Below are 26,231 nucleotides of genomic sequence, written 5' to 3'. Positions count from 1 at the left end.
ATGATACGATTTAAATCATATAAATGTTAGGAAATAACTTAAGAAGTATATTCTATTCGCTATCTTTTCCTGAAAATAGATGTTGCTGAGAAACTTCATTCTTATGTTTAAACCATGTCTTGCGCCTATAGTAGTTAAGAGGGTGTTTTATCCTGCTGCATAGCTCATCTGCACCGTAGCAATTGCCATAAGTGCGCATGGTGGAACAGGAAGGAGGCTTGTATTCTGTGCCTGATGAGCCCGAGATATGTTCTATCTGATATCTCGTTTTCTCCATATCGAAATCAGGAGATACGTTGAACATAGCAACTATATCATCTACTGACATGCCCACGTTACGCAGGAACGAAGTAAGGGCAAAACGCATGGAATGAGCCAGATTCACCCCGGCTCTTACATTGGCTATGGCATGCGCCATGCAGGGAGGGAACATATTACTCTCCACCGCACCAAAATCCCCGGAACCAAATGTTTCCTTCATCTGCTGCAGTTCAGTCTGGATCGGAGAAATGTATGGAACACACATCTGACAAATATCTTCAGGTACATCCAGAGGAAGAGAACTCTGGATCCGGTCACGTATGGCCTCCTGAAGCAACCTTGCAAGTTCTTCCTTTGAGATATAAACATGACCTTTCTGTATCTTGCGGTTAACAAGTTTCCACTCCAATGCTTTCATGGAACTTGCAAGCCGGATATAATCGGTGAAATGGATATCGAACTGATGGTCAGAAAAAAGAACATCAACATGAAAATCAGATGCTATTGAACATATGAACTCATATGGTTCTGAATGCAGAAGCTCATAACAGGAAACTGCTTCTGCAAGTGCATACCTGCGTATAAGAAAATTATCATCTATACAGGATACCAGGATCCTTGAAAAGGGATATGAAAGCAGTTCTATGAGGATCTTGCGGTCATCCGAAGCTAAAAGCTGGGGCTTGGTAATGTCACCTTTCAAGGCCTGAAGTACTCTTTCAACCCCACGGGAACGGGCAGAATCCATGGCTCGAGAGGTGATCAGCCGTTCAAGGCTGAAACCTAGATCTGATACGTATGCTGAAGCTTCCGTAATAAAGGGATAAAGAGCAAGATCCTTTTCTTCCATAGATCAGTCTGATTCTATCCTTGGGGCAAGCAGGTAGCTTATCTTGCCTGCACCTTCGGCAATAGTGAAACCTATCTTGATAGGATAATCCTTCCCCAGCTCAAGAGTGACCTCATTTGATCTAGAGGCTGGTTTGACAATGTCCGAGAGATAATCCAGAGAGAACAGAGAACGGGCCTCTCCGGACCTCAGATCTATCAACTGGTCGCGGGGCATTTCCAGACGGACCTTATCAGTATCTCCTTCAGCCTCCATGTAGAAGATATCCCCATCCACACCAAGGGACATGTGATCACTGATCTTCTCTGCTGCTTTGACAGCTTTCTGAAGTTCCTTGCCATTGAGCACAACTTCAGCAGGCAACTCAAGCTGTGGTATGCGCGGTTCTGCACGGATAGTGGAAGGATCCAGTAACGAAAGAGTATAAGAAAAGCCACCAATGTGTATGGACATTTTCTGGGACAGCTCATCCAGCTCCAGAGTAGCCTTTTCGTTCTTTTCTGCTACCCCAAAAATATCATTGACCTTGGTAAGGTCCATGCCGATCTCACAGTCGTCGGCAGCAAAATCATTAAAGGCACTTGCTGCAAGCTCAAAGCTTACCATGGCCACGTTTGCCGGATCCACTGCTCTTACAGAGAGTCCCTCTGTGGATATCCTGAATCGAGCCTCATCCACGAGTACAGAAAGCGTTTCTATGGAACTTTTTAAAATATCCGCGTCAATCGTTGCCTTGAACATATCAATTCTCCATCCGGTGTCTGAATAACCACTTCATTATATCCTTTAAGTAATAAAAGTTTCCTGTATAAATACTCATATAAATGGGGATTGAGGATAACTCAGTCGTATTCTCTCCATGTGGCGTTGCATTTGGTGCATTTGAAGAAACGTGTTTCAGACTCATCCGCCGATCTGAGCTGCCTGAGCCACCAATATGCAACATTGTGTCCGCATTCAGGACATCTGGAAGATGTGGTGGGAAGACCCTGGTCGAAATTCTCTTCAAGAACAGTGACTTCACGGTCCTTACGCTGGGATTTTGAGACGAGGTCATCAGAAACCCCTTCAGCACCCTTCACATGGCCGCACTTTTTACATACGAAAGAACCCTGAACCGGGAACATCATCGACTTACATTTGGGACAGAACTCCATTTATATCAACTCTTGCCTGATCTATTATTTTATTGTGATCGAAAGCCAGTTTGGGTATGCCATCTATTGTGAAAAGCGCGACATCTGCCGCATCAGAACCTGCTTTGGGGATACCTGTTCCCTTTGCGAGATAACATATAGACACTGTATGCCCTCTTGGATCACGCAAAGGTTCTGAATAGACTCCAATCAACTTAACTATTTCTATCGATAAGCCGGTCTCTTCCAAAGCCTCACGCACTACTGCCTCTTCAGTAGTTTCTCCTACCTCTACGAATCCACCGGGAAGGGCGAACATGCCCTTAAAAGGGTCGTTTTGCCGCCTGACAAGTACGATATTTGAACCATTTATAATTATTGCATCTACAGTTAAAAGAGGAGTTACCGGTTTCATATGACAACAAGTTTATTATGGCTGACAAGTATATAAGTCCATACAATTACAGGTGCTATTAATGCTTATCATACTATGGATATCCATCTCATTGATGCTTCTCAGTGCAATCCTGTCTGGAAAAAATAGATATAAAAGAGTAATAGGAGCAGGAGGATGGACCGTATTCTCAATTCACTGGCTGCAGCAGCCGTTCCATTATATTGCCATAGATGACTATGTGAACGTGGCGCTTACCATAGCAATGAGCATATTTTGCTTGCTCATAGCACGCACAATGTATCTGCAATATACGAATAGATACACACCTATGGAAGGTGAGATCGACATCACATATATGGCCACTAATGCCATTGCTATCGGATCAGTGTTCTATTTTCCTTTTGCAGAGATATCAGCCCTGAAAGAATGGCTGATCGGCATGGTAACAAACAATATAATGTGGACACTGAACATGCTAGGCTTCTCGGCTTATAGGGCGGGTAACATGATAACATATAACGGCCACACCGTGGAGATAATCCTGGGATGCACTGCCATTGAAAGCATTGCCCTTTTTATGGGGCTGATAGCTTCTGTGAACGCACCGATGAAAAAACTGCTATCCGCGTTCATGGTATCAGTGCCCGTCATCTATATACTTAATATATTAAGAGATGTATTTGTAGTGGTCGCATATGGTGAAATGTGGTTTGGACCAAATAGCTTTGAGATCGCTCACCATATGATAGCAAAGGCTGGGTCAGGAGTAGCTCTGTTCGTGATCGCATACATGGTAATGCGTATACTACCTGAGATCCTGGAACTCATTGATGGCCTTTGGAACATGACCACCGAACAAATCAATAAATTAAGGAAGAAAGTGTAGGGAAATCATTAAATGCTTGCCAAAGGTTCAATTCCCTGGATACTGACTACTTTTGGGATCACATTTTGTTTTGTATTAGTGACCTATTTCACAGCACATTCATATGCAAAGACAGTATTGACAATAGGAATTTTGGTACTGGCATTCTTGTTTATATTCTTCCGTGATCCTGAACGGTATCCTGCGGAGGGTAACGAATGCATGCTTTCCCCAGCCGACGGCAGGATAGTAGATATAAGGAACAGAAAACTTTGTATCTTTATGAACTTTCAGAATGTTCATGTGAACAGGGCGCCTTTAAAAGGAAAGGTCACTTCACTCGAGTATAAGAAAGGTGGATATATACCTGCCTTTTGTAAGGACTCTCACCGAAATGAGAGACAACACATATACATGGATACAGAATATGGGAAAATAGAAGTTGTCCAGATAGCAGGCACTATTACCAGAAGAATAGTGCCTTACATAAAGGAAGGAGACTTTATGGAAAGGGGGCAACGTATAGGGATGATCCGTTTCGGCTCCAGGGTGGACGTAACAGTTCCAGAGAGCTTTGTGATCGAATGCAATAAAGGTGACAAGGTATATGCCGGCCGAACAACCATAGCCAGATTAAAACAGAAGGAGTGAATGACATATTTAGTACTCTGAAATTGCCTGATCTGATCACTCTGCTCAATGCATTGTGTGGCTTTGGAGCGATAGTTGCAATACAGTACGGAATGGTGCAACTATCGTGTACATTGATCCTCTTAGCTGCAATTGCAGACGGTCTGGACGGGAGCATGGCTAGGTATATAGGAGGAAGCGATATTGGGGGGTCGCTTGATTCGCTTGCAGATGTGATCTCATTTGGCGTGGCACCCGCAATTATAATAACCACATATATAAGCGAATTTGTTACATTTGTAGCTGTCTGCTTTTATCTGATCTGCGGTATCCTGCGGCTTGCAAGGTTTAACATATCTAAACCTGACAGTGCTTTTTTCAAAGGCTTGCCTATAACAGCAGGTGGAATAACAGTTGCCGCAATAATACTGGTGGATGAGGGACATCTACAGTCAATTGCTGTGGCAGCAGGTTGCATAATACTGGGGATGTTGATGGTGAGCAGTATACCCTACATGAAGATCAGAAGCAAAAAGAAAACCCTGCCATTAACTCTTATATTTGCCATATCCATAGTATCGTATTTCCTTGACCCAGCATTTACAAGTATAGCCACAGTTCCTTTAGTGCTGGCTATGATGCTTTACATCATCTCTCCAATCTTTATAAGGAACATGGGGAAAGACATTCATGAGCACAATAAACAGCATAACTGAAAGAGATAATGCCCTATTTGAAGCTGGGATCAAGCTTGGAGCACTATATCATCAATTTAGTGGTTCACCTGTGAACATGGGGACAGTAGACAGTCTGGAAAAAGCAATAGCTCAGAGCATATCTGTTCAACCCTTTGTAGAGAACATAACAGTTAGGATCGATAGGGACATGATAAGTGCCAGACTGAATAGTGAATTCGGATACTGCGAACTGGAAGGGCGTATGCTGGATGTCACTCTGTACATGAAATATAAAGATATAATGGTAAAGGCTTCTCTTAAATACGACAAGTATCTGGATTATCCCTTAATGAAGATCGAAGAAATATCAAATATCCGATGACATCGGATAATTTATGCTGACCTGAATGCTTCTACTACACGCGTATTTTGCTCTTGTGTGCCTACAGTGACCCTTATCAGAGAGTTGCCAGCACCCCTGAAAGAACGGCAATCCCTGACAATTATACCTTTTTTAAGGAGGGATTCACATACCTCACTGGCACTGCGGGGAGAAACATCCACAAGTACGAAATTGGCCGTGGAATCATATACCTTAAAGGGTATTTGTTCCTGCAAGTATTTGCGTCCCTCTCTGACCATTGCAATGCTCTTTTCAATATGTTGTTTGTCAGTGATAGCGGCTACACCGGCTTTCAATGCAGGGAGACTGACGTTGAAGGGCGTTGCGGTCTTCATATATTCTTTCTTAAGCCAGGCAGGCATTACACCATAACCTAGACGTAAGCCAGCAAGGCCAAATATTTTAGAGAACGTCCTGCCTACAACCAGGTTATCATATTCCATTACAAGGTTTGTGACGCTGTGTTCGGCAAATTCCACGTAAGCTTCATCTACGAACACCAATCCGCGGAAGGATTCCAAAAGCATCCTTACGTCAGATTCTGCTACCATGTTACCTGAAGGGTTGTTAGGAGAACAGAGGAAGATCACTTTTGTTCTGGAAGACACTGCTTTTCTAATAGCATCAATATCTACAGAGAAATCTTCTTTCCTTTCAACACATATAACAGAAGCTCCGTTTGCACGGGCAGCTATTTCATAATAGGAGAAAGTGGGTATTGGAAGTATAACCTCATCACCTTCCTGAATGATAAGCCGCATCAGGTTATCCAGCAGTCCATCCATGCCTGGGCCTGCGGCACATATATTGGAAACAGGGAGAGAAAGGTACCTGCTCAGAGATTCCACAAGTTCACCTGCATCCGCTGAAGGATAGAGATGGACCTTTCCTGCGTTTTCCAAAATTGCCTCAACCGCTTTTGGAGAAGGACCTAATGGGTTCTCGTTGGAGCCCAATTTTATGATGGAAGCCGGATCAAGGTCATATTTTTTTGCTGTGTCCTCTATGGACCTGCCCGGTACATATTCGGGAATAGTCCGAATGTTCTCATCGATGAGTTCAAGCCTGCTCAATTACCTCTACCACCCTATCGATCTGGTCTTTGTTAATAACAAGAGGTGGAGCCAGACGTATGACAGTTTCAGAAGTACTGTTAAGCAGCACTCCATGCTTCCTTGCATGGTCCACTATTTCAGTGCAGTTACGCTCCAGTTCCAGACCGATCATAAGACCTCGGCCACGAACCTCTTTGAAGCCAGGAATATCGGCTTGCGTGAGCTTATCCATGAAATACTTGCCAAGTTCAGTGGTACGCTCCAGCAGACCATCTTCTTTAATTGCTGCGATGGAACCCAGAGCTGCAGCACATGCAAGGGGATTTCCGCCGAAAGTAGAGGCATGCTGACCCTTACTGAAAGCTATGCCTTTTTTTGCAACAATTCCCCCCATGGGGAAACCGCCACCCATGGCTTTCGCCATGCACATTATATCCGGCTGGATACCGAAGTGGTCCTTGCAGAACCATTTACCGGTCCTGCCAAAACCCGTCTGCACCTCATCAAAGATCAGCAGTATGCCATGTTCATCGCATATGCGGCGCACTTCCTGCAGATAACCATCAGAAGGCACATGAATGCCACCTTCTCCCTGAATAGGCTCAATGATGATAGCAGCGGTTTTCTCTGTGATAGCTTCTGCCATGGCATCAGCATTATCGTATGGCACAAAGATCTCTTCCTGCACCAGAGGCCTGAATGGAGCCCTGTACATCTCCTTGTAAGTTACTGAAAGTGAACCCATGGTACGCCCATGAAAAGACCTTTCTGCAGCTATGAAGTCTGTTTTTCCTGTAGTGACACGAGCCAGTTTCATTGCAGCTTCCACTGCCTCTGCTCCGGAATTGCAGAAGAAGGCGCGTTCCATACCTGTTAACTTCACCAGTTCCTCGGCAAGATCGGCCTGGACCTCCGTATAATAAAGATTTGAAACATGTATGAGCTTCTCTGCCTGGGACTTTATGGCTTCCACTACCCTTGGATGACAGTGCCCTACATTATTGACTGCGATACCTGCAACGCAGTCTATGTACTCCACACCATTGACATCACAGACAACTGCACCTTTCCCACTGACAAGTGCGAGCGGCTGGCGCCCATATGTCTGCATGACATGCGCTGCATCTTTCTGTGCGATGCTTTCGTAATTTATGGAAGACATGGAACACACCTCTGTTAATTACAAGGCAGTTAGGTATATTTGGAATATATAAAGACTTGACGATGCTTAAAGGATCTTGCGTGGTGGTTTCAATGAGATATAGATATTGTGTAACAGGAACACAAGAGATGCCTGGAAGAAGAACATTGCAAAAGTATACCTGTAGCCAGTTTCTTCCGAAATCGGAAATGGTGATAGCAAAGGTTCAAAGAAAAAGAACAATAGACTCAGGGATAGAAAGTAGAAACTGAACTTAAGCTTGTTGTAGGATACAAAAAGGCGTGAACGCACAACATCTGCACTGTAATTGTTCAACTCATAGCAAACAAGCAATGCAAGAACTACGGTGAGACCACGCATCAGAACATCCATTGCAATAAGAAAATTTGCATTCATATGAAAGCATCCATACTTTTCATGATCTTACCTGATATTGGAGATACCTAATATTATTATATAATTCAAACATCAAGCTGCATCAGTTGACTGTCACTTAACTCAGTATTTTCTTCCCTTTCAAAGACAACACCTTCAGAAGCTCTCATTACACCATCAACCCTTGCAGATTCATGTATCCTGACGGTGCGCGCATTGATCTCGCCCAACACATGGGAACCTTCAGAGATCCTCACCATTCCCCTGGAAACAATATTCCCATGAATGGAATTGTTCTTTCCAAGATGGATGTCATCTATTGTCCTTATACTCCCGTATAGAGTATTATCACTACCCATCTCCAATGAAGTGGAACGGATATTTCCTACAAGCCTGCAGCCGTTCCCTATAACTGCATGAGAAGGTACGCGGATAGAGTCGATAGATATACTTGAGCCGTTTGGAATTATCATAGCAGCGGGAACCATAACCTCTACAGTATCATCAAAAAGTTCATTCAGTGCTTTTTCCACCTCTTCATCCTTACCAAGACGCAGAAGTTCACTTATGTATAGGAAAAGATACACAATGACAGGTACAGGGTTACGTATGACTATCCAGCCCTTTGCTTCAAAGCCTCCGTTGATCTTAACATCATTACCGATATCTAGGTCACCTTTGACAATCAGTTTACCATCTATGTTGACAAATTCTCCCAAATAGGCGTCCTCACCTGTCTTGACATTTCCACCTATCCGGGACCAGATGTCTATACGTACATCAGACTTGCATACAAGATCACCAGCAAGTTCCACGCGTTCACCCAGAATGGCAGAATTTGCGTGAATACCGTACTTGATATCTGAATGATTACCTACTATCACATCACCTTCCACGACAATAGTGTGCTCTTCCATTTTTGTGTTGTCGGGGACCACAAAGGTCTTAAGGAGAGTTTCTTCGGCTATGATATCACTTCCGTAAATGGTGAATTGTAGCTACGGTTACAGCACACATGGTATAAAATGGCATGTATATATTATTAATTATTATGTGTCTTTCTCTTGGTCTATACCATTGCGCACATCAACAGCTGGCCCTCTGCCTATGGATAGAGCTTCATCCGGGGAAAGTAAAAGCTGACCAGTGGCAAGGAGCTTATCAGAAGCATCGACAACAAGGACTTCTTCTCCGGCTCTAAGTTCTTTGTCCAAGCTAATGACATGTTTCGCGAAAACGGTCTTGCCTTTCGATACAAAGGGAACTGCGTCATCACACACTATCACCCTATAGGAAGGCGAAGGAAGGACATTGTGTATCACCTGAGCTCCGGCAATGCTCAGGGTGAGCATACCATCCTTTGCCCTGACCGTGGCAATGCGTTGACCGTTGTTTATTATTTGCCTGACACGGTTGGTCCTGGACAGCAGAAAAGTTACACCTTCCGGAAAAAGGGCTTCACCACATCCCTTTCCAAACTGATGATCGGCTATGCTCCTAACTTTTCTCAGATTCTTATCTGCATCTTGCATAGCAGCTAAATTACAGGTTCCTTTTAAATGTATAGCGGTCATTTTAAATTAAAGATATGAACATCAATTTTATGAATTATAATATATAATTAGCATCAAACAGATTTAAATATAATAATGACTTATTAGTAGTTGAGGAAACGGGAAAAATGCTTGTAAGCTGTATAACCCGAAAAACGTAACTGTAACCAAGCAAACCATTCATCCCCTCAAACAATGTGCCCGTTTCCTCTTTTTTCTGATGGTTAACTGCCACAAATGTTTTCTTTATTCCTGTTTTCAAAAAATAAGATGTATAGAGCGGAATTCACCCTTTTACAACCCCAATAGGCATCAAGCGTGCAACTTTCCTTGCTATGCCCAGATTATGGACAACATCCACCACATCACTGCTGGATTTGTAGACCTCAGGAGCTTCTTCAGCGATTAGTGCAGGTTGTGTGGCACGGACAGATATGCCCATTTCGCTGAGCTCTTTCTGTATTTGTTCTCCTCTGAACTCGTGCTTGGCATGAGCTCTGCTCATAACCCTGCCGGCACCGTGACACGCACTGCCAAAACTTATATCCATTGCATCATTTGTGCCATGCAGTACGTATGAAGCAGTGCCCATACTGCCCGGGATGAGCACTGGCTGCCCCACATCTTTATACAGCGCAGGGATATCGGAATGACCCGGAGGGAACGCGCGGGTAGCACCTTTCCTGTGCACATACACCTCTTGCTTTTTGTTGTCAATTCTATGTTCCTCGAGCTTTGCCACATTATGTGCTACATCGTAGACTAAGTCCATACCCAGTTCATCCATGTCCTTACGGAAGAAATCCTGGAACACTTCCCTTGCCCAGTGCATTATGACCTGCCTGTTGACCCAGGCATAGTTGGCCGCACATACCATGGCACCGAAATAGTTCTGAGCCTCGGAAGAATCCGTAGGTGCGCATGCAAGCTGCTTGTCAGGGAGATCGATCTTGTATTTTTGTGAAGCCTGCGTAAGAGTGCGCAAATGATCGGTACATATCTGATGCCCTGCACCCCTTGAACCGCAATGGATCATGAATGTGACCTGGCCTTCATGCAAGCCAAAGGCATCAGCAGCTTTTGTGTCATATACCTCATCCACATACTGGACCTCCAGAAAATGATTGCCACTGCCAAGAGTTCCCAGCTGAGGCCTTCCCCTTTGGCGTGCCTTGGTACTCACCTGTTTTACCAGGGCGCCTTCCATCATGCCCTGACTCTCGCACCTTTCCACGTCCTTAGGTACTCCATAGCCATTTTCCACAGCCCAGCGTGAGCCATGGATAAAAATATCATCAAGCTGACCATCATTTACTCGCAGACGGCTCTTGGAGCCCACTCCGGAGGGTATAGCGTGGAACAATTTTTCCAGCAGGTCCTTTATTCCTGGCCTCACATCTTTCTCTCTCAGGTTGGACCGGATGAGCCTTACACCGCAGTTGATATCAAAACCCACACCACCCGGGCTGATAACACCTTCTTCCCTGTCAAAAGCTGCAACTCCGCCTATAGGGAAACCATAACCCAGATGTGCATCAGGCATTGCCATGGAATATTTTTGTATGCCTGGCAATGCAGCCACATTGGCCACCTGGTCCAATGTACCCTGTTCCAGCATTCCAAGAAGCGGAGGAGATAGGAACAGGCGCCCCGGTACACGCATGCCCGCCTTATATCCGCGGGGCACCTCCCACGTATTATCATTGATCTTATTAAGCTTAAGAGAAATATCACTATCTTCAGACATGAATATCACTTTCCTCGAAACCTTTGTTGGATTCTCCCATCCCATATATAAACTATAGGCCTGGGATGTAAAACAGTATTGGTTCAATGAGCACTTGAATAAATTACATAAGTGGCTCAGGTATCAACTGTAGCCCTCAGCACCCAGCCATCTGCTGATCGCTGCACCTGAATATCATTGTATGTGGCTGCTTTGACCTCTGTATCGAAGACATGCCTGGAGAGATCGATATACTCTCCGTACACAGTAGCATTGAGATGGAACTGGCCATCTTCCTGTTCGATGCTGTGCACCCTGAAATCACCGAATATAAGATTTTCCGCATCCATCAGGAACAGGAATTCAGAGAGCCAGTCAAAGAGCAGGCCATCAAGGTCTTCTGCGGTGAGATCGATATCCTGAGACAAAGCTTTAGAGACCGTACTTGTATCTATCATGACATTGAACATGGCCAGAGCTGCATTCCCGAAAGCTTCCTCGAGGGTTTTACCATATGCCAGGAACTTGGCATCTGCAGTGTGGTCCAGATATTCATACTTCTTGGGCTCAGCAGGCATGGTAAGTAATAGAAGTAAGTGTATTTAAAGTTTTAAAGATCCCCGGGATTCAGAGTTGCTGCCATATATGCCAGATGCGCTGGAAAGCTGTGATATGGCTTGCAACAGCAATTATCACCATGACCCAGCCCAGGATATTGAACATAAAGATATGATACGGATATGCAACGTATGCCACAGATGCCGCCATTATAAGCAGAAGCCTATCCGCCCGGCCCATTATACCCCCGTAGTACCTGCCAAGATGGAGGGCCTGGGCCTGGGTGCCGAGATAACTGGTGATGAGCACACCCACTATGGCAATAACCCCGATCTGCCATTGCACATGACCTGCAAAAAAGATACTGCAAATGATTATGACATCCGCATAGCGGTCTATTACGTGATCGATGAAATCTCCCTTTGGACCGGCGGTCTTGAGGTATCTTGCCATAAGGCCGTCGATCGCATCGAACAGGGAGTTAAGAGAAACCATAAAAGCCCCTGCCAGAACTAACAGGGGATTCGAGAAGGAGTAGTAGTAGAAGACGCCAGCAAGTATGGCGAACAACAAAGATAAGAAAGAGATCTGGTTTGGAGTAATACCCGCATCTGCAGCCGTATGTGCAAGTGGCGAGATGAAACGAGTAGCATGTGGGCGTAGGGAATCAGAGGTCATGTGTGATGCTATAAAGGCTTTTTCGGATTAATGTCTTTCTTTTGTTATTCTCTTTTGAACTGCTTTTTGCTCTTGAGTTCACTTACACATCAGATCGTGTAGGTATTTGATCCGGCAGGAATGCTCCACCTGGGTCGTAAGCACATAGGCTTCGTCAAGCACCCGACCAATGGCGAATGTGCCATGTCCGTGCACAATAGCAGCTTTGTGGACAGTCAGAACCTTAGCGAGATCAACAGCAAGCTCTGCAGAGCCTATGCCGCCCTGCACGATAGGAATATCACCCAGGAAATACCGGCCTTCACTGTCAAGCGGAGAGATACAGCCCTCTCCCTGTAACAAAGACATGGTCACAGCATAGGGGCAATGGGCATGTACTATGGCAAATGCGGAGGTGCTGTTGTAGATGGCTCGGTGCACTACGGTCTCCGAGGAAGCGATCACATCCAGGGCGCAGGCACCGTGCACATCCACCTCCACGATCTTCTCCGAAGTCAACTCATCCAGAGCACTGCCGCTTCGCGTGATGAGCATCTTGTCCCCCATACGAACACTGATGTTGCCAAAATGCGACTCCACGAGTCCTCCCTGCACCAGTTTTCCACCTATCCTGGATATCTCCTGCCACATGATCACACCTGAAATACCATAAAATTTATCTGTTATTATGCTATGTAGAGCATGCAATCCATAAATATATGCCTCGGTGGCTCAGCCCGGCAGAGCGAGTGACTTGTAATCACTAGGTCGCGTGTTCAAATCACGCCCGGGGCTTTTGGATTTTTTGAGTAATATCTTAACGGCATTTGACAGCTTATTCCTGTAGCTTGGATTTTAAGGATTTAGATCTTCAGATATTACGATTTTTTAGCTACAATATGTTAATGATCTGCATCAATTCTTTTTTGTATGATAGACATATAACTGATCTAGTCTAAACCAGAATACTGCAATATCTCTTTGATCAGATCTTGGTTTCCAAGAAGCTGTAAACTTTTGTTGTAGCTATAATCCAAAACACGATCAAGTTCTTCATCATGGTCCCAGAGTTGCTCAAGGAACTCATAACCATATTTTTCTTGTATTTTTTTCAACACAAAAGTGCAGACATAAACATCATCAACGTATCCCATGGGTCCATAAATTTCTTCATATATCCGATCGTTTGGAACTACAAAATATGCCAATGCAGAATTAATGATCCTCCTATCTTCGGAATCAATATTTTGACGAAGCAGATCACACAGCAGTGTGAAAAAATCAGGAATATAAAGTATAAACCTATCAAAACACCCTTCTAAACCATTGATCTCTTCTTGAAGATAATCATAAAAACTTTTCATCATTCATCCCCCATCAATAAGATTTAAGTTAGGATTGTCGCAGAAGTATATTTATTTTTAGGACAACCATTTCTGGTTGTCTGAATATATGTAAATTAAAATATCGTAATGAATTTTTTCCTGAACCACAATTTCCAATCCTGTAAATAACATTATCTTAACTGAACTCATTTCTAAACTACTCTCATACTTTTCCAGTTCAATGTGCAACATGCAAAATCCTGAGGAACTCTACAAAGCCAGCATTTCTACAAAGCCGATACATTGTGAACCCCAGGCAGCGCAGGAAGTTGAAGAACACAATAATACAAGAGATCATGCAGGCTTTTGATGCTGAGGAAGATATAACTCTTGGAACTATATGCAGTATTGAAGTAAGTGGTTCGCTGGGTACTGCTACCTAGAAAAGCGAAGTTATAGATTAAAAGCAGAGAGTGTTCAATACAATAAGCAGATCATACATTTCATATCATAAAAAAGGAGGCAATGAACGAGCTCAAGCCTCACCATTTCTCAGTTTTTTCGCGTTTTCGTGCATCCACTTTGCATCGTCACGCCTGCCCATGCGCTCCAGCACAGCTCCCAGATTTTCCATGGTAAGCGCAGCATATTCATTGTATGAGGCGTCATCGGGATCTACACCTGTAGCGTCCATATAAATCTGCAAAGCAGATTCGTACATGTGCTTTGCATCCTCCGGTCTGTCCATGTTCGCAAAGAGCGTGCCCATGTTGTCCAGAGTGCAGGCGGCATGCACCATGTGCTCTGTGTTATCAGGCTCCTGATCAAGCAGGTAGTTATAGATCCTCAAAGCATCCTCAAGCATCTGTTTCGCTTCCTCTTTCCTTCCCATCCGGGCAAGCAGTGTCCCCATATTGTTCATGGCCACAGCAGCTTTTCCTGCATGTTTGTATGAAGATTCAAGCTGATAAAGCAATTCATACTTATCCAGCGCCTGATTGAGAAGCTCATAAGCATCCTTTTTTCTGTCCAGGACAGCAAGAAGCGATGCCTGGTGGTCCAGAGAAGCGGCAAGGTCTTCCACAAGTCCGGCATCCAGAGGATCAAGTTCACACATGCGGGAATAACTCAGAGTTATTTTCTCCTGACATTGCAGCTCCTTTTCCTTGTCACCGATAGCAGGTAAGAGAGCAGTAAGCTCCTTAAGGACAGCATACATGCCTTTGAGATGATGCTTATTACCTGGCATGTCCATTAGCACGAGATAATTGTCAAGGGCCTGACAATATCTTTGCCTGGCATCATCCACATGACCCGTATCAAGCAACACCTTTCCCATTTCTTTTTCTATGGCTGCAAGGTTACGCCGGTGTTCTGAGTCCGCAGGTTCCATTTCTGCAAGCAGAGCATATCCTTTGGTAAGGAACTCCATGTCTTTCAGGATATTGCCTGACCGCTTGTTCAGGTGCATATCAGCTTCAAGTTTCCCCAATACATCTGCTGCTTTATTAAGCACTCCTTCCCTTGATCTATCTGCAGAGTATATCTCCAGATAGAGATCAAAGGCCTGCTCATATCTTCCTTTATCGAGTGCCATATCGGCTAATCTTTCCTGTGTATCCATAATGCTCCCAGCATGTGCGGTCTGTTCAGGTACAAGGCCTTCCTCTTTGAGGGGCTCAGTTATCCCATAATAGATGCTTTGAAGTTCCTCAGCATCCTTAATATGCGGCATGTTTGCTTCTATGATATCTGATAGATCAGCAATTTCTGAAGAATAGTTGTATGTATCGTTCAGCTGTGTATATATATCTACAGCTTCCATAAGTGTTCCAACAGCAAGCTTCTTTTCTCCTGCATCCATTTGTATCCGGCCAAGAGCTTCCATAATTCTTGCCTTGCAGACCTGGCCTTCCTGAGTGATCCTCAGTGAGCTGAGCTTGCTATGCATTCCAAGGAGCTGCGCAAATACTCCTGGGACCTCATAACCCATTTTTGCAGACAACTGTTCACATATTTGCATTAGATAAGAGTAAACCAGGTCAATGGCCTGCATATCTTTTTCCCCGGAGGGTAATGATATGAGTTCTATGACCTTTTCCAGCTTTTCAAGACCTTCAGCCACTCGATCCTGTGAAACAAGCAGTCTCGAGAGGTCCAGTTGTACAGGTATGATCATTGAAGGATACTTAGATGGTTCCTCTGAAGCCTGCACATCTTTTAAAATGCCCAGTGCTTCTTCATATCTGCTTATAGCTTCGTTATCCTCGTGCATTCCTTCCAATAGATCTGCCATGGAAGCCAGAACCGAAGCTCTTTCAATCCTCATTTCTTCATTTTCCGGTCCAAGCTTTGCAAGCTCGCCATACATCTGCGCCAGTGAGGCGTAACTTTTCAAAGCATCTTCTTTTCTATCCAGGGATACAGACAAATGAGCGATTCTGCTAAGGACTAAAGCAACTCTTGATCGGTAAAGCTCTGTCATATGACCCTGATCAAGCAGGGAGAAATAGATATTAAGGACGTTTTCAAGCTTTTCCCTTGCTTGCTCAAGTTCTCCACTTTCGATCAAAAGATTGGCAAGGTTTTCCAGCACCATGGATTTATTCTCAAAACAATGGGTGTAATTCTCTGCAGGACAACGCTTGTCATCCAGCATTTTCAATGCTCTTTCGAACTTCCACTGTGCTTCATCCCTCATACCCATATCCGCAAGCAAAGCACCCAGGTTGTTCAGAGTAGAGATCATGTTGGAACGTATCTGCACATTCTTTGGGTATTCCCTGCGAAGTTCCCGGTAAAGTATGACAGCCTTCTCGTAATTTGCCTTACCCTCTTCTTTTTTACCCCTGTCCACAAGCATAGAAGCAAATTTGCTGAGGGTAGTGGCTAATTGCTCTTTGAAGGATGGACTGACTTCAACAAGCCTTTCTAACTTTGCAACTGCGAGAGAATACTGGTCAAAGGATCCTTCCTCATTGCCCATAACCTCCAGCAGTTCTCCAAAGTTCTGCATGACCGTTGCCAGAAGAGCCGGAGAAGCAGCCTCCCAGGAATGTTCTTCTGCCTTTTTAAAATTCTCAAGTGCTTCTGCATGAAGACCTTTTTCCTTTAAAGATACCCCTTTATTGAGGTATCTTATCGCCATATCCCTTTCTCTGCTTGACATATCGATTCTTTCACCATTTATCTGGTATAAAATCAGGTTCATACTATAAGTATTCTGTTGAATGTGATATGCAATGATCCGAAGTTCATAGGTCTATGAACGTTTTCCTCTTAAGTACATGTAGCCCGTGGAGAAGTTTATATAGTAATTTTATTATATATTATATAAGTATATACGTGACCGGAGAGGAAAAACGTGAGCAAAAACTGTCCTATAGATGCTAATCCAGTACTTAGATCCTATAAAAATTGCAATACAACTTCTGCGTTGAACTTCTGGGTCCAGTATTTTGATATTGATCTGCACATCAAGCCATCAATGTTTAGGATACAGGCCAAATATAGTCTATAGAGGTGCTTATAGCCTATTTACATTAGTTAATGGTGAGTGAACTGCAAAACGAAATGCTGAAGAGGTGTTATTATTCAAATTATTTCAGATATGCACATGCATACTATCTATTCGGACGGGGACCTCCACCCCTCTGAGCTGGTTACAAAAGCAAGGGATATTGGATTAAAGGCCATTAGCGTCACTGATCATGATACTGTGGACGGGCTTGGATCTGTTGAACACGAGTGCAAGAAAATGGGATTACAGTTCATCCCTGGCATAGAGTTCACAACCAACTTCGATCCCCTTGGAATTGAAGTACATGTGCTTGGCTACGGCTTTGATAAAGATGATCCTTATCTGCAAAAGAAACTTGAGATCGCAAAAAAACGTGCATGGAAGTATGCTGACGAAATGGTAGACTTACTATCTTCACATGGATGGCTTGTAGATTATTCGCGCCTTGAATCAGCAAAGGGCATTATCACAAAGCATGATATTGCACTTGCTGTTGTCAACAGGGACATGTCCACTTATGAGTTCCATGACCTGTGGCTCACTGAGAAATCCAAGTACTTCATAGATGTGGAGAAGTTCCAAATAGAGGAAGCCATTGATATCATTCATAAAGCAGGGGGCAAAGCAGTCGGAGCACATCTGATCCGTACCCTGGACCAGTACAACAGTCTGCCCTTACTTGCCGATGTTGTGGACCATTTTGTAAAATGCGGAATGGATGGCTTTGAAGTCTTCTATGGGAAAAGCAACTGGCAACAGGTCAAGTCTATGCTGGAGCTGTGCCGTACATATGGTTTGATCATGACAGGAGGCTCTGATTACCATGGACCTGGAAGAATTGGCAGATGTCCACTGGGAAGCTATAACGTGCATAATTTCAAGCATGATGAAGAAAAGCTCCTAAAAATGCTGTCCGGATCACCGATACCCGCATCTGGATCAATAGTATAGAAGAATATATAATTCTGTGAGCAATACCTGCAATGCTTGCAGCTTCTCCGATTTCATTCATTTTAATAGCATTGATCAAACTGAGGAATTTGCTAAAAAGACTGATCCTTGAATTGTAAATTAAAATATTCGGAAAACATGATCAATATACATGTTTGAGAATTGACTATAGCAGAGAGGTGATGACATGCCCTCAAATGTTACAGTGAATTCCAGAATATGCGGATTTGTTCACAAGGTCCATGGAGAATTGAATGGGATGAAGATCTGATATTGAAACACCCTGTGAGAAGATCAAGAAGATGTCATAAATGGAAATCCCCATGATGGAAACCATGGACATCAAAGATAACTATGTAATGAACAAAGCCCAGGAATTACAGTGCACACCCACCTGCCTCGTCCCCTGTGCTGTACCGCATGTCTGCAGGATGGAATCAGGAATGCTTTCAAAGACCCTTGCCCGAAAAATGGGAGATATTAGTATCGAGTTCGATGAATGACTTTGCGGTCTGAAATGTTCTGCCTGCATGAGAGTAAAAATGAAATAATGGCTATCAGTATAAATCTGCACGCCTGTCTGAGAAAACCGGGATATCCAATCTTACCTTATCGGTATTTGCGGTATCTATTAAATGCATGATCATACATTCTTTATCATCGGCCTCCGCAAGCACATCACCTGCTGCGCCAATGATCATAGAATTTCCAAAAAAGGAAGAGGTAGGGGAAGAGCCTACCGGGTTACAGGCTATATGAGGCATTTGGTTCTCAATGGAACGGGCCAAAGCAAGTGTCCTCCATAGGTATTTCCTGGGATGCGGGAATTGAGCGACAGTGACCAGCAGGTCTGCACCTTCAAGAGCCAGTTTTCTGGCTACTTCAGGAAAACGCAATTCATAACATATCTCCAGTCCGATTTTGACACCATGTTTTTCAAGAAATATAGGATGTATGCTATTTCCGGCTGCAAAATAGTTTTGCTCCCGCAGGAAAGGATGACTTTTACGATAGACACCCGCAAGCTTTCCATGTTCCACACAGAAGCCCATGTTATAGAATAAAGGAACTCCTTCCTGTAACCGGGCTTCAATTATAGAGCCTATAATAGTACATTCCTTGCTCTTTGAGAAATCAATAAGTTTGCCTATGGTGGGGAATGGGGCTTCCTCTGCCAGATCACTTATTCCTTCATAACAAAAACCTGTAGAGAAGACTTCTGGAAGTACAATCATATCTGCTCCTGATGACACCGCCTTTTCTGCCATGGACATAGCTTTCGTTAAATTGTCCGATTTGGAACAATGAACTACCTCCATTTGTATACATGCCACATTTACGGAGACCGTAAACCATCACCTGCCAAATCATTTTCTATGAACGGTTTTATATCAAGCACCGGAGTACCATCAATGGCATCCAGGCCTCTGACAGTAAGCATATTTCCTTTGACTTCCAGCAATTCCACCAATGTAAGCCCTATACTGTTCGGTCTTTTAGGCGACCTGGAAGCAAAGACACCTGATAGCTTTCCATCATAACGGCGTTTTTGGATCAGATCGTAGCCTTCCGAGCGGTCAAAATAGAACAGCACATAGACCTTAGAGAAATCCGTTATGTTTTTAAGGCCATCCTGCAGTTCTTCTTTCAAGACTATCTGTGATATCGAAGAATACATCTTCTCATCAAAAACAGCTTCCTTAAAAGTATTATGTACGTATCCGATGGGACACATTTGAATAAATTCTTCATGCCCTATATCCAGATTATCACTGCCTGAAGTTATCAATGATGCCGAAAAAGATATGTTCGAATATGATATCACATCTCAACAAGCTTTGTTTGCTTTGTTTTTGGAGTAAGCCCGCTTAGATCCACAAGGTCTTTTATCGTTTCCATCAGTATAATATTTGCCATGGAGACCATTTGACCATCTTCTGCTTTTATTTCATAGGCAGGATCGTTTACAGGTATGGATATCCGCGTGATCTCACTGCGATAGAGTTTCAGGTTCTCGTCCCTTGAAAGTGTTATCATGCATGCGGAAGATTCAAGGCAGTTGGCAACACTTTTGTTATTGATGCCGAGATGCAAAAGCTCTTCCCGGAAAACCGGTCTTTTGAAGAGCCGGGAGATGATATAAATAGCAAGAGGCAGACGCACTTCCATGTCCAGGTTCTTGATCTGATCACCTACCATAGAGTAAATATCTGTGCACTTTTCATGATGCTCCAGGCGTCTGTAGACCTTAGAGGGGGGGACTTCTATCTCCTGCAATTTTTTGAGGTCACGCAGAGCCCGCAGATATCCAGTCAGTACCAGCCTGTGTTCAACAAAACCTTTGTCTTTAAGCTCCCTGGTGATAGCGCTTATGGACAATTGCCTATCTGCAAGCACATCATTTATCTTCTCGCTAAGATTCTGGGACATGGTACCTGACTGATTGGTAACAGAATTGGATATATTTATCGGTCTGCAAAAGAATAGGATAAAGAACTGTTGTGCTACCACCAAAGGTTACACTTAATTACAATGGTGATGGTATGTTTTTCAAGAGATATGTCTCTCTGAACACCAACTGATAGTTAAATGCAGCAGTTAATGTAGCGTTTCAGAGTCTCATGATTCTGTCCATTGAGAGGTGCCAGGATGGAACCACACAAGATCAATGTTTTCACTCAGAACCCAACAAGACCTTTAGATGTCACGAACAGGTCTATAGGCCAGCTAGTAGACGGCATGCTATATACCGGATTCCAGGGCAGGAAACTTGCCGAATCTGTGCAAGCCTGGAACAATATGCTCAAAGAAGAAGAACTCACTGTCATGATGGGGCTTACAGGTGCAATGGTACCTGCAGGCATGAGGAAAGTGATAGTGCATCTGATAAAGAACAGGATGATAGACTGTCTGGTGAGCACGGGAGCGAACCTGTTCCATGATTGTCATGAAGCTCTGGGAAAGAAACATTATGTTGGATCTCACCTGGCCAACGATGAAGAGCTTTTCAGGCATGGTGTGGACAGAATATACGATGTTTTCGCTTTTGAGGAAGAGTTCAGACATACAGACCATTTGATAGCAGATTTTGCCAGAGGACTTCATGGGAAGAGAATGTCCTCAAGAGAATTCATAGGGCTTCTTGGAAAGAAAATATGCGAAGATGGAAATGGTGATGGATCCATAGTAGGTAGCGCGTATAAATATGGTGTTCCCATTTTTGTGCCAGCCCTTGGCGATAGTTCCATCGGAATAGGATTGACCATTGCAAGAAGGGCAGGGGTTGATGTTGATGTGGACCAGATAAAAGATGTGGACGAAATAACCCGGATAGTGGAGATGTCTGGTAAGACCGGAGTTGTTTATGTAGGCGGGGGAGTGCCCAAGAACTTCATACAGCAGACAGAGGTTGTGGCTTCCATAATGGGTGCAGATATTGCCGGACATGATTACGCGATACAATATACTACAGATGTCCCTCACTGGGGTGGCCTTTCAGGATGCACGTTCGATGAGGCTGTTTCCTGGGGAAAGATAGCTGCAGACGCAAAGAAAGTCCAGGTCTTTGTGGATGCGACCATTGCACTTCCTATTGTAGCCCATGCACTGCATGAGAAGAACATGCATGAAAAAAGAAAATTCCCACTATTCCTATGGCAGGAAAATGGAGAACTAACTATCGATTTTAAAACATTCTGAAATCACATCACCTTTATTAAGATTAAAGAACATAATATATTGGCAAAAAGTGTTCTGATGGATTAACTGAATTTTTGGATCGCTTGTACTTGTGAGTTTCGAGATTTAACTGGTCGCGGTCCATATGAGGTACATTCAGAGGTTAATGCTATGAATAAACGGACAAGAATTATCAATGATCCTTCCGAACTTGTACCACTTCTCCAGATCTTTGGGTCTAAGCGGCATAAAAAAGTATTCGATGCCCTCTTAAATTTATGGATGACAAAGGATGAACTTGAGGAAACGCTGGGAACGGATGTTGCACAGAGTATAAAGATCCTTAAGAAAAGTGGATTGATCGAAAGCCAATGGCATATGCCTGAACCTGGAAAGACACCACAAAAAGAATACCATAGTTCTTATTCAAAAGTACAGACCAATTTTCAGTGTTCTGTGGAAGACATGAGTGATATCATAATGCTGACGTTCAAGCCTTATGAAGAAGTGAAGGATGTAATAGAAGAACTGGAAAAACTTGTGATAGAGGGAAACGAGTCCATGAGCAGCCTGACAAGGGCATTGAACAAAAGCCCGATGTATATCCGTGCCGTTGCACGGCGGTCTGATAAACTGGCAGTGATGGGACAACGCATCAAGGAAGTAGATGATAAGGAATGATAGAGCTTCTTAGCAGTAAGAGTGGTATAACCAAGTTCCAGATACTCATTGAAGTGGCTGCCCATCAGCCTAATGTTCGGCAAAAGGAGATAGCTGAAAAGATCGGTGTAACGCCTCAGGCAGTTTCAGAGTACATTAAAGAACTTGTGGCTGAAGGACTGGTGAGCTCTGAAGGAAGAGTAAGGTACCGGATAACAAAACAAGGGGTTGAATGGGTCCTGGAAAACGCCGCCGAGATGAAAAGGTATGCAAGGTTTGTGATGAGCGACATCATAAGTCATGTATCCACCTGGACCGCAATAGCTGAAGAAGATGTGAATGCGGAACAGGAAGTATATCTTACGATGAGGAACGGTTTACTCTACGTGAGCACACAGAATGTCACTAATGCCACTGGTACGACCATCTCCGCTGCATTGAAGGGAGAAGATGTAGGTGTCACTGATCTGATGGGGCTTATCGACCTGGAAAATGCAAGCATCACTGTCTGTAAGATACCACGTGTAGAAAGAGGCGGATCCAAGAATGTTGATCTGGAAAGATTGGAAAACCTTGTCAGATCGAAATCATATCTTGCTACCATAGGAGTTGAATCTCTTATAGCTCTGAGAAGGGTGGGCAGGGAGCCACATGTGATGTTCGGAGCAAAGGAGTCCGTGATAGAAGCAGCTTTCCATGGCCTATCCTCATTGGTACTTGCTATCGACGAAGAGGTTCCCGGCATACTCAGCCGCCTCGAAAGCGAGAATCTGGAATATGAACTTGTCGATCTATCCGTGCATTGAACTTGCTGGAGTTCATAAATGAGGATCATAGCTATCTCGGATACACACATTGAAACCGGAAAAATACCGGAATATCTTGCGGATGTAATCGCAGATTATGATATCATAGCTCATGCAGGCGATTTCACATCTTACGAATGCTACAAGGCTTTTGAAGCAACCGGCAAACTAAAAGCTGTGCACGGTAATGCAGATGAGGCTTTGATAAAGCGGGAGCTTCCTGCAAAGATCACATTTGAAGTGGGCGGCATAAAGATAGGTATAGTACATGAAGGAGCCCTCTCTCTGAACGATACGACTGCTCTCAGATACCTTGCCCTTGAGATGGAAGTGGACATACTTGTTTTTGGCCATCTCCACAGACCTCTGATCGAAAAGAGTGATGTATTGCTCATTTGCCCGGGATCGCCTACAAAACCCAGAATGTCTGATCCATGCGCTGTGGAGATAGACATCGATAATGGAAATGTTTCCACCAGGATGATCGAGATCGTTGGCCAGTCCTGCGACTATATAGAATATTCACGTAAACTCGCAGAGGGTGACTAAAGCACTCTATAGAGTACCATTTACCGTTTCGATCTTGAACATTACCCCTGTATCTTTTAATGTCATCTGCACCTTGTCCCCGAAATTTAGGATCTCATCCATATCTACGTGGTTCCCCCAATCATAGACATAATCGTAGGGACCTTTCACAGGAGTAAAACCAAGGGACATCAAGCTGCGGGTAACCTCAGAAGGCCTTGCCCCATTACTGTTGAACCAGATCAGAAGATATGTTTTCATATTGTAGTATACATTCGATGTAGATAAGTAAATTGTGATATAGAGTATATAAGTACTCGATTGAAAATGGAGGTTTATCGAAATCCTCCATAGTTGTACCTATTCAGGTCTGAAAATGAACAATAAAGGCTTTGCTAGTCCTGCTTTTAGTACCGGAAAATTGTAAAATGCTATAATTGTGAGTTTTGAAATCCATTTGACTATTAATACATAATAAAATCACAAAATTTATCATCTTAATATCACAACTATGATTCAAACCTCTCGCAAAAATTATATAGTCGCTTAAATTTTAATCATAGAGATAGGGACAGGTATGCAATATAAAGAGGATTGGGAAGAATTTGAAAGAATAGTTAAAAAGCATAGCATTGCCACACTTTATCATTGTACAAACTATAACAATTTGTCATCAATTGTCGCTCATGGTGGGCTTTATAGTTGGAATTATTGTAAGTGTAACGGTATCCAAGTTTTAACTCCCGGCGGGACTGAACTTTCTAGAGACCTTGATTCATCTAAGGGATTGGATGATTATGTTCGATTAAGTTTTAACTTACGTCACCCAATGTTTTACTCGAGAAAAAGGCAGATACAAAATATAGTTTCATTAAGAGTTGACTCATCAGTGATTTATTGGCAATCTACTCTGTTTAGTAACAAAAATGCAACTAGGACTGGTACGGCAGTTGGTGGTCATATTTGCCATTTTAAAAGTGTTAATTTCGATTTAGCAAAACAAGAATATGATTACTGTCGTCATTCTGATATGGATAAGCAATATATTCAAGCAGAGGTAATGGTTAAAAAACATATCCCATTAAAATATATTACTTTTCCAGAATATATCTCATTAAAGGACATTACTTCCCCATAGGAGTGTATTCATGGCTCAAAGACCAATATTTATTCCCAATTTCACCAACAAAAAATATGTAAAACAAATAAATATAGAATTTGAATGGCATCCAGGTTACTCTATTCAGCAGAAACAAAAATCAATTATGTCTTTGCATGAAGAAGCTAAAAAGAAAGGTACGAGCCCCATACTAGAGATTTCGACAAAATCCGAGAAAGAGCTCGGTAAACAATTGAGTGCATTCAACCTCCTTATAAAGCTTAGTAATGGAAATGAAATTACTGTTGAAGCTGCCTATCAAGGTAGTAAAGTATTCGAAAAAGGAGGGCCCTATAAAGATTTTTTTAATATGCAAGGCAGGGAAATTAAAAGAGACGATAGACTATACGATTCAGGCGAATTAATTGGATTTGATTTCAATGGTGTTAAATGGGGATTAATGCCAAAAACAGCGTTCTATGATTGGCTTTATATTAATGCATTATATCAAAATCCAATATTAAGCGAACAATTATTACAATTCAGTGGTTTTTCTGATATTGAGTTTAATCCTATTAAGTCAATAAGTTGTCAGGCTAGTGCAGCTGCTTTATATGTTTCTCTGCACAAGCAAAATCTTCTTGAGAAAGTAATCTTCGATAAAAGTAAATATTTAGAATTGATGGGCTATAATGTGGAAAGTCAAATGGACATTTCTTCGTTCTCCAATGAAAACACTTCTAATTCAAATTCCCTAGATAAACTTTTCTCTTTATTGAATAAATGGAGATTTCTTGTTAAGAAAACCGATAAGCTGCCGGTTTCCAATTCCACTGTGACTGAGTTCATACAAACTTATCCAGAATATAGTGGAATGGAAGATAAGATTATTAAAGAAATTGAACAAGGGAATTCTAATTGCTGGTTTTCTTATGACTATTGTGATTCCACCATTAATGAGATATATGGACAGGTTGAAGAATATATTCGTTCTCTTGGCACAGATATAAAAATCAAAAATAACAAAACCTATGTTTCTTTTCAAAGAAAAAAATGCATTATAAGTGTTTATTTAAGGCCTCGAAACGGCAGTGTGGTCTTATATCTAAAAATGAATCCTGATGATGTGTTACTTGAAAACGGTTTTAGTAGAGACGTTACAAATCGACGCCACATAGGAGTAGGAAATTTAGAAATAACTTTAAAATCAATTAAAGATTTGGATAAATCAAAATATTTATTAGCTGAATGTTATAAATTAAATCCGTAAGACTTTCGTTCCAGAAAAAGTAAGGATATCAAAGATTCGTTTTTTGTCTCTGTATAAATCCTCAATATTAAAGTGAGTATTTAACTATA

The 26,231-nt window shown here is 42.8% G+C and carries 30 protein-coding genes, 1 tRNA gene and 1 pseudogene; 13 read left to right on the top strand and 19 right to left on the bottom strand.

All coding sequences use genetic code 11. The features are described from left to right. Nucleotides 1-52 precede the first annotated feature (52 nt). From priL to A4E24_RS05425, 4 genes are all read right to left on the bottom strand, one after another. On the bottom strand, nt 53-1,111 hold the full coding sequence (gene priL / locus A4E24_RS05440) for a DNA primase regulatory subunit PriL (protein WP_292352268.1): 1,059 nt from the start codon (nt 1,109-1,111) through the stop codon (nt 53-55). 3 nt (nt 1,112-1,114) lie between these two features. Beyond that, nucleotides 1,115-1,852: a DNA polymerase sliding clamp gene (locus tag A4E24_RS05435; RefSeq protein ID WP_292352267.1), complete on the bottom strand. Its 738-nt coding sequence runs from the start codon at nt 1,850-1,852 to the stop codon at nt 1,115-1,117. Between the two features lie 101 nt (nt 1,853-1,953). Next, nucleotides 1,954-2,268, bottom strand: a complete 315-nt coding sequence (locus A4E24_RS05430; RefSeq protein ID WP_292352266.1) for a transcription factor S — start codon at nt 2,266-2,268, stop codon at nt 1,954-1,956. Beyond that, nucleotides 2,246-2,662, bottom strand: a complete 417-nt coding sequence (locus A4E24_RS05425) for an NUDIX hydrolase (protein WP_292352265.1) — start codon at nt 2,660-2,662, stop codon at nt 2,246-2,248. The genes A4E24_RS05430 and A4E24_RS05425 overlap by 23 nt, the downstream gene beginning before the upstream one ends. 61 nt (nt 2,663-2,723) lie before the next feature. Between A4E24_RS05425 and artA the strand changes: the two genes are divergently transcribed. The 4 genes from artA to A4E24_RS05405 are packed head-to-tail and all read left to right on the top strand — an operon-like array spanning nt 2,724 to nt 5,198. Then, nucleotides 2,724-3,530, top strand: a complete 807-nt coding sequence (gene artA, locus A4E24_RS05420) for an archaeosortase A (protein WP_292352264.1) — start codon at nt 2,724-2,726, stop codon at nt 3,528-3,530. A 12-nt stretch (nt 3,531-3,542) separates the two neighbouring features. Next, nucleotides 3,543-4,160, top strand: coding sequence for a phosphatidylserine decarboxylase (locus A4E24_RS05415; protein WP_292352263.1), 618 nt, complete (start codon nt 3,543-3,545; stop codon nt 4,158-4,160). After that, the gene (locus A4E24_RS05410; protein ID WP_292352262.1) at nt 4,157-4,855 is read left to right on the top strand and encodes an archaetidylserine synthase; all 699 of its coding nucleotides are present in this window, start codon (nt 4,157-4,159) and stop codon (nt 4,853-4,855) included. The genes A4E24_RS05415 and A4E24_RS05410 overlap by 4 nt, the downstream gene beginning before the upstream one ends. Further along, complete coding sequence (locus A4E24_RS05405; RefSeq protein WP_292352261.1) at nt 4,830-5,198, top strand: dihydroneopterin aldolase family protein; 369 nt, start codon at nt 4,830-4,832, stop codon at nt 5,196-5,198. Before A4E24_RS05410 ends, A4E24_RS05405 begins: the two co-directional genes overlap by 26 nt. A gap of 11 nt (nt 5,199-5,209) precedes the next feature. Here A4E24_RS05405 and hisC read toward each other — a convergent pair whose 3' ends face one another. The 9 genes from hisC to A4E24_RS05360 all read right to left on the bottom strand — a co-directional run bounded on the left by hisC (nt 5,210) and on the right by A4E24_RS05360 (nt 12,956). Next, nucleotides 5,210-6,292, bottom strand: a complete 1,083-nt coding sequence (gene hisC / locus A4E24_RS05400) for a histidinol-phosphate transaminase (protein WP_292352260.1) — start codon at nt 6,290-6,292, stop codon at nt 5,210-5,212. After that, a complete protein-coding gene (locus A4E24_RS05395; protein WP_292352259.1) occupies nt 6,279-7,436 on the bottom strand; it encodes an acetylornithine transaminase in 1,158 nt (385 codons plus the stop codon). Before A4E24_RS05395 ends, hisC begins: the two co-directional genes overlap by 14 nt. Before the next feature lie 66 nt (nt 7,437-7,502). Continuing rightward, the gene (locus A4E24_RS05390; RefSeq protein WP_292352258.1) at nt 7,503-7,832 is read right to left on the bottom strand and encodes a hypothetical protein; all 330 of its coding nucleotides are present in this window, start codon (nt 7,830-7,832) and stop codon (nt 7,503-7,505) included. A 65-nt stretch (nt 7,833-7,897) separates the two neighbouring features. After that, the gene (locus A4E24_RS05385; RefSeq protein WP_292352257.1) at nt 7,898-8,728 is read right to left on the bottom strand and encodes a polymer-forming cytoskeletal protein; all 831 of its coding nucleotides are present in this window, start codon (nt 8,726-8,728) and stop codon (nt 7,898-7,900) included. 132 nt (nt 8,729-8,860) lie between these two features. After that, entirely contained in the window at nt 8,861-9,343 is a 483-nt protein-coding gene (locus tag A4E24_RS05380; RefSeq protein WP_292352256.1) for a PUA domain-containing protein, read from the bottom strand. 307 nt (nt 9,344-9,650) lie between these two features. Further along, entirely contained in the window at nt 9,651-11,111 is a 1,461-nt protein-coding gene (locus A4E24_RS05375; protein WP_292352290.1) for an RtcB family protein, read from the bottom strand. Nucleotides 11,112-11,227: 116 nt separating this feature from the next. Beyond that, nucleotides 11,228-11,668 (bottom strand): archease, encoded by a 441-nt coding sequence (locus A4E24_RS05370; protein ID WP_292352255.1) that lies wholly within the window; start codon nt 11,666-11,668, stop codon nt 11,228-11,230. Between the two features lie 49 nt (nt 11,669-11,717). After that, a complete protein-coding gene (locus A4E24_RS05365) occupies nt 11,718-12,326 on the bottom strand; it encodes a CDP-alcohol phosphatidyltransferase family protein (protein WP_292352254.1) in 609 nt (202 codons plus the stop codon). Nucleotides 12,327-12,404: 78 nt separating this feature from the next. After that, complete coding sequence (locus A4E24_RS05360; RefSeq protein WP_292352253.1) at nt 12,405-12,956, bottom strand: aldolase; 552 nt, start codon at nt 12,954-12,956, stop codon at nt 12,405-12,407. A gap of 70 nt (nt 12,957-13,026) precedes the next feature. On the opposite strand from A4E24_RS05360, the gene A4E24_RS05355 reads away from it, so the two are divergent. Beyond that, nucleotides 13,027-13,100: transfer RNA gene (locus A4E24_RS05355), tRNA-Thr, on the top strand. Between the two features lie 155 nt (nt 13,101-13,255). Here the strand turns inward: A4E24_RS05355 and A4E24_RS05350 are convergent. Beyond that, nucleotides 13,256-13,672 (bottom strand): YkvA family protein, encoded by a 417-nt coding sequence (locus A4E24_RS05350; RefSeq protein WP_292352252.1) that lies wholly within the window; start codon nt 13,670-13,672, stop codon nt 13,256-13,258. A 493-nt stretch (nt 13,673-14,165) separates the two neighbouring features. Next, nucleotides 14,166-16,841 carry a tetratricopeptide repeat protein gene (locus A4E24_RS05345; RefSeq protein WP_292352251.1) on the bottom strand — a complete coding sequence of 892 codons (2,676 nt, stop codon included), beginning with the start codon at nt 16,839-16,841 and terminating at the stop codon, nt 14,166-14,168. A gap of 399 nt (nt 16,842-17,240) precedes the next feature. Here A4E24_RS05345 and A4E24_RS05340 point away from each other — a divergent pair, with 399 nt between their 5' ends. Then, nucleotides 17,241-18,101, top strand: coding sequence for a PHP domain-containing protein (locus A4E24_RS05340; protein WP_292352250.1), 861 nt, complete (start codon nt 17,241-17,243; stop codon nt 18,099-18,101). Nucleotides 18,102-18,288: 187 nt separating this feature from the next. Then, nucleotides 18,289-18,604: pseudogene (locus A4E24_RS05335) on the top strand (DUF6951 family protein). A gap of 54 nt (nt 18,605-18,658) precedes the next feature. Here the strand turns inward: A4E24_RS05335 and A4E24_RS05330 are convergent. The 3 genes from A4E24_RS05330 to A4E24_RS05320 all read right to left on the bottom strand — a co-directional run bounded on the left by A4E24_RS05330 (nt 18,659) and on the right by A4E24_RS05320 (nt 20,531). Next, nucleotides 18,659-19,435: a nitrilase-related carbon-nitrogen hydrolase gene (locus A4E24_RS05330; RefSeq protein ID WP_292352249.1), complete on the bottom strand. Its 777-nt coding sequence runs from the start codon at nt 19,433-19,435 to the stop codon at nt 18,659-18,661. Nucleotides 19,436-19,437: 2 nt separating this feature from the next. Further along, the gene (gene tsaA, locus A4E24_RS05325; RefSeq protein WP_292352248.1) at nt 19,438-19,836 is read right to left on the bottom strand and encodes a tRNA (N6-threonylcarbamoyladenosine(37)-N6)-methyltransferase TrmO; all 399 of its coding nucleotides are present in this window, start codon (nt 19,834-19,836) and stop codon (nt 19,438-19,440) included. Between the two features lie 86 nt (nt 19,837-19,922). Next, nucleotides 19,923-20,531 (bottom strand): hypothetical protein, encoded by a 609-nt coding sequence (locus tag A4E24_RS05320; protein WP_292352247.1) that lies wholly within the window; start codon nt 20,529-20,531, stop codon nt 19,923-19,925. 219 nt (nt 20,532-20,750) lie between these two features. On the opposite strand from A4E24_RS05320, the gene A4E24_RS05315 reads away from it, so the two are divergent. From A4E24_RS05315 to A4E24_RS05300, 4 genes are all read left to right on the top strand, one after another. After that, nucleotides 20,751-21,800 (top strand): deoxyhypusine synthase, encoded by a 1,050-nt coding sequence (locus tag A4E24_RS05315; RefSeq protein ID WP_292352246.1) that lies wholly within the window; start codon nt 20,751-20,753, stop codon nt 21,798-21,800. A 150-nt stretch (nt 21,801-21,950) separates the two neighbouring features. Next, nucleotides 21,951-22,460: an ArsR family transcriptional regulator gene (locus A4E24_RS05310; RefSeq protein ID WP_292352245.1), complete on the top strand. Its 510-nt coding sequence runs from the start codon at nt 21,951-21,953 to the stop codon at nt 22,458-22,460. Further along, nucleotides 22,457-23,245: a MarR family transcriptional regulator gene (locus tag A4E24_RS05305; protein WP_292352244.1), complete on the top strand. Its 789-nt coding sequence runs from the start codon at nt 22,457-22,459 to the stop codon at nt 23,243-23,245. Before A4E24_RS05310 ends, A4E24_RS05305 begins: the two co-directional genes overlap by 4 nt. Before the next feature lie 18 nt (nt 23,246-23,263). After that, a complete protein-coding gene (locus A4E24_RS05300) occupies nt 23,264-23,794 on the top strand; it encodes a metallophosphoesterase (protein ID WP_292352243.1) in 531 nt (176 codons plus the stop codon). Between the two features lie 6 nt (nt 23,795-23,800). Here the strand turns inward: A4E24_RS05300 and A4E24_RS05295 are convergent, their stop codons facing one another. After that, entirely contained in the window at nt 23,801-24,034 is a 234-nt protein-coding gene (locus tag A4E24_RS05295) for a hypothetical protein (protein WP_292352242.1), read from the bottom strand. A 316-nt stretch (nt 24,035-24,350) separates the two neighbouring features. On the opposite strand from A4E24_RS05295, the gene A4E24_RS05290 reads away from it, so the two are divergent. Together A4E24_RS05290 and A4E24_RS05285 are read left to right on the top strand one after the other, a co-directional pair. Then, nucleotides 24,351-24,911, top strand: a complete 561-nt coding sequence (locus A4E24_RS05290) for a DarT ssDNA thymidine ADP-ribosyltransferase family protein (RefSeq protein ID WP_292352241.1) — start codon at nt 24,351-24,353, stop codon at nt 24,909-24,911. Nucleotides 24,912-24,921: 10 nt separating this feature from the next. Then, entirely contained in the window at nt 24,922-26,142 is a 1,221-nt protein-coding gene (locus A4E24_RS05285) for a DUF6977 family protein (RefSeq protein ID WP_292352240.1), read from the top strand. Nucleotides 26,143-26,231 lie beyond the last annotated feature (89 nt).

This window comes from Methanomethylovorans sp. PtaU1.Bin093 (genome assembly GCF_002067275.1).
Taxonomy (GTDB): Archaea; Halobacteriota; Methanosarcinia; order Methanosarcinales; family Methanosarcinaceae; genus Methanomethylovorans.
The sequence above is the reverse complement of the archived record's forward strand: the minus strand, read 5'-3'. Positions and strand labels throughout refer to the sequence as shown.

What these genes read in the sequence shown, in the direction of transcription:
- A4E24_RS05360 (WP_292352253.1), bottom strand. Translation starts at nt 12,956, where the DNA reads ATGTGGCAGGAGATATCCAGGATAGGTGGAAAACTGGTGCAGGGAGGA.
- A4E24_RS05310 (WP_292352245.1), top strand. Translation starts at nt 21,951, where the DNA reads ATGAATAAACGGACAAGAATTATCAATGATCCTTCCGAACTTGTACCA.
- A4E24_RS05350 (WP_292352252.1), bottom strand. Translation starts at nt 13,672, where the DNA reads ATGATGAAAAGTTTTTATGATTATCTTCAAGAAGAGATCAATGGTTTA.
- A4E24_RS05290 (WP_292352241.1), top strand. Translation starts at nt 24,351, where the DNA reads ATGCAATATAAAGAGGATTGGGAAGAATTTGAAAGAATAGTTAAAAAG.
- A4E24_RS05395 (WP_292352259.1), bottom strand. Translation starts at nt 7,436, where the DNA reads ATGTCTTCCATAAATTACGAAAGCATCGCACAGAAAGATGCAGCGCAT.
- A4E24_RS05430 (WP_292352266.1), bottom strand. Translation starts at nt 2,268, where the DNA reads ATGGAGTTCTGTCCCAAATGTAAGTCGATGATGTTCCCGGTTCAGGGT.
- A4E24_RS05385 (WP_292352257.1), bottom strand. Translation starts at nt 8,728, where the DNA reads ATGGAAGAGCACACTATTGTCGTGGAAGGTGATGTGATAGTAGGTAAT.
- A4E24_RS05390 (WP_292352258.1), bottom strand. Translation starts at nt 7,832, where the DNA reads ATGAATGCAAATTTTCTTATTGCAATGGATGTTCTGATGCGTGGTCTC.
- A4E24_RS05415 (WP_292352263.1), top strand. Translation starts at nt 3,543, where the DNA reads ATGCTTGCCAAAGGTTCAATTCCCTGGATACTGACTACTTTTGGGATC.
- A4E24_RS05375 (WP_292352290.1), bottom strand. Translation starts at nt 11,111, where the DNA reads ATGTCTGAAGATAGTGATATTTCTCTTAAGCTTAATAAGATCAATGAT.
- A4E24_RS05345 (WP_292352251.1), bottom strand. Translation starts at nt 16,841, where the DNA reads ATGAACCTGATTTTATACCAGATAAATGGTGAAAGAATCGATATGTCA.
- A4E24_RS05425 (WP_292352265.1), bottom strand. Translation starts at nt 2,662, where the DNA reads ATGAAACCGGTAACTCCTCTTTTAACTGTAGATGCAATAATTATAAAT.
- priL (WP_292352268.1), bottom strand. Translation starts at nt 1,111, where the DNA reads ATGGAAGAAAAGGATCTTGCTCTTTATCCCTTTATTACGGAAGCTTCA.
- tsaA (WP_292352248.1), bottom strand. Translation starts at nt 19,836, where the DNA reads ATGTGTCCCATCGGATACGTACATAATACTTTTAAGGAAGCTGTTTTT.
- A4E24_RS05405 (WP_292352261.1), top strand. Translation starts at nt 4,830, where the DNA reads ATGAGCACAATAAACAGCATAACTGAAAGAGATAATGCCCTATTTGAA.
- A4E24_RS05320 (WP_292352247.1), bottom strand. Translation starts at nt 20,531, where the DNA reads ATGTCCCAGAATCTTAGCGAGAAGATAAATGATGTGCTTGCAGATAGG.
- A4E24_RS05435 (WP_292352267.1), bottom strand. Translation starts at nt 1,852, where the DNA reads ATGTTCAAGGCAACGATTGACGCGGATATTTTAAAAAGTTCCATAGAA.
- A4E24_RS05315 (WP_292352246.1), top strand. Translation starts at nt 20,751, where the DNA reads ATGGAACCACACAAGATCAATGTTTTCACTCAGAACCCAACAAGACCT.
- A4E24_RS05365 (WP_292352254.1), bottom strand. Translation starts at nt 12,326, where the DNA reads ATGACCTCTGATTCCCTACGCCCACATGCTACTCGTTTCATCTCGCCA.
- A4E24_RS05340 (WP_292352250.1), top strand. Translation starts at nt 17,241, where the DNA reads ATGCACATGCATACTATCTATTCGGACGGGGACCTCCACCCCTCTGAG.
- A4E24_RS05370 (WP_292352255.1), bottom strand. Translation starts at nt 11,668, where the DNA reads ATGCCTGCTGAGCCCAAGAAGTATGAATATCTGGACCACACTGCAGAT.
- A4E24_RS05285 (WP_292352240.1), top strand. Translation starts at nt 24,922, where the DNA reads ATGGCTCAAAGACCAATATTTATTCCCAATTTCACCAACAAAAAATAT.
- artA (WP_292352264.1), top strand. Translation starts at nt 2,724, where the DNA reads ATGCTTATCATACTATGGATATCCATCTCATTGATGCTTCTCAGTGCA.
- A4E24_RS05295 (WP_292352242.1), bottom strand. Translation starts at nt 24,034, where the DNA reads ATGAAAACATATCTTCTGATCTGGTTCAACAGTAATGGGGCAAGGCCT.
- A4E24_RS05305 (WP_292352244.1), top strand. Translation starts at nt 22,457, where the DNA reads ATGATAGAGCTTCTTAGCAGTAAGAGTGGTATAACCAAGTTCCAGATA.
- A4E24_RS05300 (WP_292352243.1), top strand. Translation starts at nt 23,264, where the DNA reads ATGAGGATCATAGCTATCTCGGATACACACATTGAAACCGGAAAAATA.
- A4E24_RS05380 (WP_292352256.1), bottom strand. Translation starts at nt 9,343, where the DNA reads ATGCAAGATGCAGATAAGAATCTGAGAAAAGTTAGGAGCATAGCCGAT.